Below are 5657 nucleotides of genomic sequence, written 5' to 3' on the forward strand. Positions count from 1 at the left end.
GAGGGGGTGCGGCCCACCGGCCTTTCCATTGCCTCACCGGGTGCCTCATGCACATACTGGCGGCTGCCGAGGGAGCGGTACGCACGGCCGCGTACGCACGGGGGAGAGCGATGACACGGAGCACCGACGGACAGAGCGGCACGGCCCTGGCCGAGAGCCCGGCCGACGGCCCCATGGTGCGGATCGAGGACCTGCACCGCTCGTACGGGACCGGCGCGGCAGCCGTGCACGCCCTGCGTGGGGTCTCCTTCGAGATCCCGCGCGGAGAGCTCGTCGCGCTCAAGGGCCGCTCCGGATCCGGCAAGACCACCCTGCTCAATCTCGTCGGCGGCCTCGACGCACCGGACAGCGGCCGGATCACCGTCGGCGGCACCGACCTCTCCGGGCTCGGCGAGGACGGGCTGCTGGAGCTGCGCAGGGACCGGGTCGGCTTCATCTTCCAGTCGTTCGGCCTGATCCCGATCCTGACGGCGGCGGAGAACGTCGGCGTGCCCATGCGCCTGCGCAGGACCGACCCTCACGAGCGCGAGGAGCGAGTGGCGCTGCTGCTCTCCCTGGTCGGCCTCGGCGACCACGCCCAGCAGCGGCCCGGGGAGCTCTCCGGCGGCCAGCAGCAGCGGGTCGCCATCGCCCGCGCGCTCGCCAACCGGCCCGCCCTCCTGATAGCCGACGAGCCCACCGGTCAGCTCGACGCGGAGACCGGACTCGCGGTCATGCAACTGTTGCGTGCCGTCGTGCGCAGCGAGGGCGTCACCGTCCTGGTCGCCACCCACGACCCCCAGCTGCTCGGTTTCGCCGACCGGGTCCTGGAGCTCAGCGACGGGCACATCGTCGAGCACGCGTAGCCGCCGGCGGACCGGGCCGTACGGCTGTGAAGTCCGGCTCCGCATCGCGTGTGACGGCACCGGAACCCTGTGCGTCCGCATCAGAATCCCGTCAATACGGTCCCCTGGTCCGGCCCTGACCCCATATGCCGGAATTTCTCGGGGTAGCTTCGACATCGGCTCCCGTATCGGCGGCAGCCGGTTCAGAGAAGACAATGGGGCCATGGCACGCGGCAAGCTTCGGATCTACCTGGGTGCGGCACCCGGCGTCGGCAAGACGTACGCGATGCTGTCCGAGGCCCACCGCCGGGTGGAGCGGGGCACGGACTGCGTCGTCGCGTTCGTGGAGCACCACGACCGGCCGCGCACCGAGGTCCTGCTGCACGGCCTGGAGCAGATCCGCCGCCGCGACATCGAATACCGCTCGGCCGTCTTCGCGGAGATGGACGTCGACGCCGTCCTGGAACGGGCGCCGGCCGTCGCACTCGTGGACGAACTCGCCCACACCAATGTGCCCGGCTCCCGCAACGCCAAGCGCTGGCAGGACGTGGAAGAACTCCTCAAGGCCGGCATCGACGTGGTGTCCACCGTCAACATCCAGCACCTCGAGTCCCTCGGCGACGTCGTGGAGTCGATAACCGGCGTGCGGCAGCAGGAGACCATTCCCGACGAGGTCGCCCGGCGCGCCGACCAGATCGAACTCGTCGACATGTCTCCCCAGGCGCTCCGGCGCCGGATGGCCCACGGCAACATCTACCAGTCCGACAAGGTCGACGCGGCCCTGTCCAACTACTTCCGCCCCGGCAACCTCACCGCGCTGCGCGAGCTGGCGCTCCTGTGGGTCGCCGACCGGGTCGACGAGTACCTCCAGCAGTACCGCGGGGAACACGACATCAGCGCCCCCTGGCAGGCCCGCGAGCGCATCGTCGTCGGACTGACCGGCGGCCCCGAGGGCCGCACGCTCATCCGCCGCGCCTCCCGGATGGCCGCCAAGGGCTCCGGCAGCGAGATCCTCGCGGTGTACATCGCCCGCAGCGACGGGCTCACCTCCGCCTCGCCCAAGGAGCTCGCGGTCCAGCGGACCCTCGTCGAGGACCTCGGGGGCACCTTCCACCACGTCATCGGCGACGACATACCCTCCGCGCTCCTCGCGTTCGCCCGGGGCGTCAACGCCACCCAGATCGTCCTCGGCTCGAGCCGCCGCAAGACCTGGCAGTACATCTACGGCCCCGGGGTGGGCGCCACCGTCGCCCGCGAGTCCGGACCCGACCTCGACGTGCACATCGTCACGCACGAGGAGGTCGCCAAGGGGCGCGGGCTGCCCATCGCACGCGGCGCCCGGCTCAGCCGCACCCGGATCATCTCGGGCTGGCTGGCCGGAGTCGGCGGACCGGCCCTGCTGACCCTGCTCCTGCACGGTATGCAGAACGGGCCGGGACTCGCCAACGACGTCCTGCTCTTCCTTTTCATGACCGTCGCCGCCGCCCTCCTCGGAGGTCTGGCACCCGCTCTCGCCTCGGCGGCCGCCGGTTCGCTGCTGCTGAACTACTGGTTCACGCCGCCCACCCACACCCTGACCGTCCAGGACCCCGAGAACTTCGTCGCCATCGTGATCTTCTTCGCGGTGGCGGTCGCGGTCGCCTCAGTGGTCGACCTGGCGGCCCGCCGCACCCATCAGGCGGCCCGGCTGCGCGCCGAGTCGGAGATCCTCTCCACCCTCGCCGGAAGCGTCCTGCGGGGCGAGACGGCCCTGGACGCCCTGCTGGACCGGGTCCGCGAGACCTTCGGCATGGAATCGGTCGCCCTCCTGGAGCGGCAGAGCGATGTCGAGCCCTGGACCTGCGCCGGATCCGTGGGCCCCGCGCCGGTGGCCCGGCCCGACGACGCGGACGTCGACATGCCCGTCGGCGACCACATGGCACTGGCCCTCTCCGGCCGCGTGCTGCCCGCCGAGGACCGGCGGGTCCTCGGCGCCTTCGCCGCGCAGGCCGCCGTCGTGCTCGACCGGCAGCGCCTGGTGGGGGAGGCGGAGGCGGCCAGGCGGCTCGCCGAGGGCAACCGCATCAGGACCGCGCTTCTCGCCGCCGTCAGTCACGACCTGCGCACCCCCCTGGCCGCCATCAAGGCGGCGGTGAGCTCCCTGCGCTCCGACGACGTCTCCTGGTCCGACGCGGACGAGGCGGAGCTCCTCGCGGCCATCGAGGACGGAGCCGACCGCCTGGACCACCTGGTCGGCAATCTGCTCGACATGTCGCGCCTGCAGACCGGCACGGTCACCCCGCTGATCCGTGAGCTCGATCTCGACGAGGTCGTCCCGATGGCGCTCGGCGGCGTACCGGAGGGCAGCGTCGACCTGGACATCCCCGAGACGCTGCCCATGGTGGCCGTCGACCCGGGACTGCTGGAGCGGGCCGTCGCCAACATCGTCGAGAACGCCGTCAAGTACAGCCCCGGCCGGGAACGCGTCACCGTGGCCGCCAGCGCCCTGGGCGAACGCGTCGAGCTGCGGGTGGCCGACCGCGGCCGGGGAGTCCCCGACGAGGCCAAGGAACGCATATTCGAGCCCTTCCAGCGCTACGGTGACGCTCCGCGCGGCGCCGGGGTCGGCCTGGGGCTCGCCGTGGCCCGCGGCTTCGTGGAGTCCATGGGCGGCACGCTGGACGCCGAGGACACCCCCGGCGGCGGCCTCACCATGGTCCTCACGCTCACGGCCTCCCCTGGACAGGTGCGGGCAGGCCCCGTCCCGCCCGTGCACATCAGCTCATGAGATCCCCGGGGCGCACCCTCACCCCGTACACGTATTCCGGAAAGGCAGGTCCGCGATGACCCGGGTGCTCGTGGTCGACGACGAGCCGCAGATCGTGCGCGCCCTCGTGATCAATCTGAAGGCTCGCAGGTACGAGGTGGACGCGGCGCCCGACGGGGCGACCGCCCTGCAGCTCGCGGCGGCACGTCACCCCGACGTCGTGGTCCTCGACCTGGGGCTGCCGGACATGGACGGCGTCGAGGTGATCAGGGGCCTGCGCGGCTGGACCCGGGTGCCGATCCTCGTGCTCTCCGCCCGGCAGACCTCCGACGAGAAGGTCGAAGCCCTGGACGCCGGGGCCGACGACTACGTCACCAAGCCGTTCGGCATGGACGAGCTGCTGGCCCGGCTGCGCGCCGCCGTGCGCAGGGCCGAACCGGTCGGTCAGGACGGCGGCGACGACCTGGTGATCGTCGAGACGGAGGGTTTCACCGTCGACCTGGCGGCGAAGAAGGTCCACCGGGAGGGCCGCGACGTGCGGCTCACCCCCACCGAGTGGCACCTGCTGGAGGTCCTCGTCCGCAACGCCGGGCGGCTCGTCAGCCAGAAACAGCTGCTCCAGGAGGTCTGGGGGCCCTCGTACGGCACCGAGACCAACTATCTGCGCGTCTACATGGCCCAGCTGCGCCGCAAGCTGGAGGCGGACCCCTCGCACCCCAGACACTTCGTGACGGAGCCCGGCATGGGCTACCGCTTCGAGCGGGGACGGTCCGTTCCCGAGTGATCGGGAGTCACTCGTTCGGGTGGTACCTGTGCGGGCCCGCCCGTACCACAGGAGACCGGTACCCTTCGGGTATGAGCGCTGTTCCCCGATCCGAGAAGTCCGACAGGGCTTCGAGGCCGTCCAACCGCTTCCGTCGCATGCTCGACCGGCTGTCCACCTCCCAGGAGGACCTCGAGTCCGAGGAGCTGCAGGAGGACACGCACGCATCGGGCTGCACGCGCATCTCCGAGTGCACCGACCGACAGATCGTCAAGGTCACTGGTACCTTGCGGACCGTCACCCTGCGCCCGCGGGCCGGAGTGCCCGCCCTGGAGGCGGAGCTCTTCGACGGCACCGCACCGCTCGACGTGGTCTGGCTGGGCCGGCGTTCCATCGTCGGCATCGAGCCGGGACGCAAGCTCATCGCGTCGGGTCGCGTGGCAATGAGCCACGGGCGCCGGGTGCTGTTCAATCCCAAATACGAACTCCGACCGCTCGGCAAGGAGTAGCCGGTGACGTCTCTCGACAAGCCGACGTCCGAAACGGACCAGCCCCACCGCACCGACCAGCAGGACGCCGACGCGAAGGCGGTCACGGAAGCCGCGCTCTTCGAGGCTTTCGGCGGCGTGCGCGGCATGGTGGAGACAGTCCTGCCCGGGCTGCTCTTCGTCACGATCTTCACCATCAACAAGGACCTGAAGGCCTCGGCCATCGCCGCTCTGGTGGTCTCCCTGGCCCTCGTCGCCGTACGGCTGATCCGCAAGGACACCGTCAAGCACGCCTTCAGCGGTGTCTTCGGCGTGGGCTTCGGTGTGGTCTTCGCGATGATGACGGGCAACGCCAAGGACTTCTATCTGCCGGGCATGATCTACACGCTCGGCCTCGCCCTCGCGTACCTCGTCACGACGCTCGCCGGGGTGCCGCTGATCGGACTGATCCTCGGCCCGGTCTTCAAGGAGAACCTGTCCTGGCGCACCAGGAACCCCGGCCGTAAGAAGGCGTACGCCAAGGCCAGCTACGCCTGGGGTCTGATCCTCCTCGCCAAGTGCGCGATCCTCTTCCCGCTGTACTGGTGGGCCGACACCGCTCAGCTCGGCTGGGTGCTGGTCGCGCTCAAGATCCCGCCGTTCCTGCTCGCGGTGTATCTGACCTGGGTCTTCCTCGCCAAGGCGCCGCCGCCCATCGACGTCTTCGCCGAGATGGAGGCGGAGGAACAGGCCGAGAAGGACCGCAAGGCGGAGCAGAGCGCGCGGGCCGCGGAGGCCCGCAACTCCGAGTTCTGACGCACGACGACGCATATACGCGTGGGGCCCCGGACCGTGAC

At 70.8% G+C, this 5657-nt stretch carries 5 protein-coding genes; all 5 read left to right on the top strand.

Annotation, left to right across the window (positions count from 1 at the left end; genetic code table 11):
- Window positions 1-110 precede the first annotated feature (110 nt).
- The 5 genes from ACFWFI_RS40550 to ACFWFI_RS40570 all read left to right on the top strand — a co-directional run bounded on the left by ACFWFI_RS40550 (window position 111) and on the right by ACFWFI_RS40570 (window position 5616).
- Window positions 111-845 carry an ABC transporter ATP-binding protein gene (locus ACFWFI_RS40550; RefSeq protein ID WP_387400627.1) on the top strand — a complete coding sequence of 245 codons (735 nt, stop codon included), beginning with the start codon at window positions 111-113 and terminating at the stop codon, window positions 843-845.
- 202 nt (window positions 846-1047) lie between these two features.
- On the top strand, window positions 1048-3591 hold the full coding sequence (locus ACFWFI_RS40555; protein WP_387400629.1) for an ATP-binding protein: 2544 nt from the start codon (window positions 1048-1050) through the stop codon (window positions 3589-3591).
- Window positions 3592-3646: 55 nt separating this feature from the next.
- On the top strand, window positions 3647-4354 hold the full coding sequence (locus tag ACFWFI_RS40560) for a response regulator (protein ID WP_387400631.1): 708 nt from the start codon (window positions 3647-3649) through the stop codon (window positions 4352-4354).
- Window positions 4355-4425: 71 nt separating this feature from the next.
- On the top strand, window positions 4426-4842 hold the full coding sequence (locus tag ACFWFI_RS40565) for an OB-fold nucleic acid binding domain-containing protein (protein WP_387400633.1): 417 nt from the start codon (window positions 4426-4428) through the stop codon (window positions 4840-4842).
- 3 nt (window positions 4843-4845) lie between these two features.
- On the top strand, window positions 4846-5616 hold the full coding sequence (locus tag ACFWFI_RS40570; protein WP_387400635.1) for a DUF3159 domain-containing protein: 771 nt from the start codon (window positions 4846-4848) through the stop codon (window positions 5614-5616).
- Window positions 5617-5657: the final 41 nt, after the last annotated feature.

Origin of the sequence: Streptomyces sp. NPDC060209, from assembly GCF_042728155.1 — a bacterium.
Taxonomy (GTDB): Bacteria; Actinomycetota; Actinomycetes; order Streptomycetales; family Streptomycetaceae; genus Streptomyces.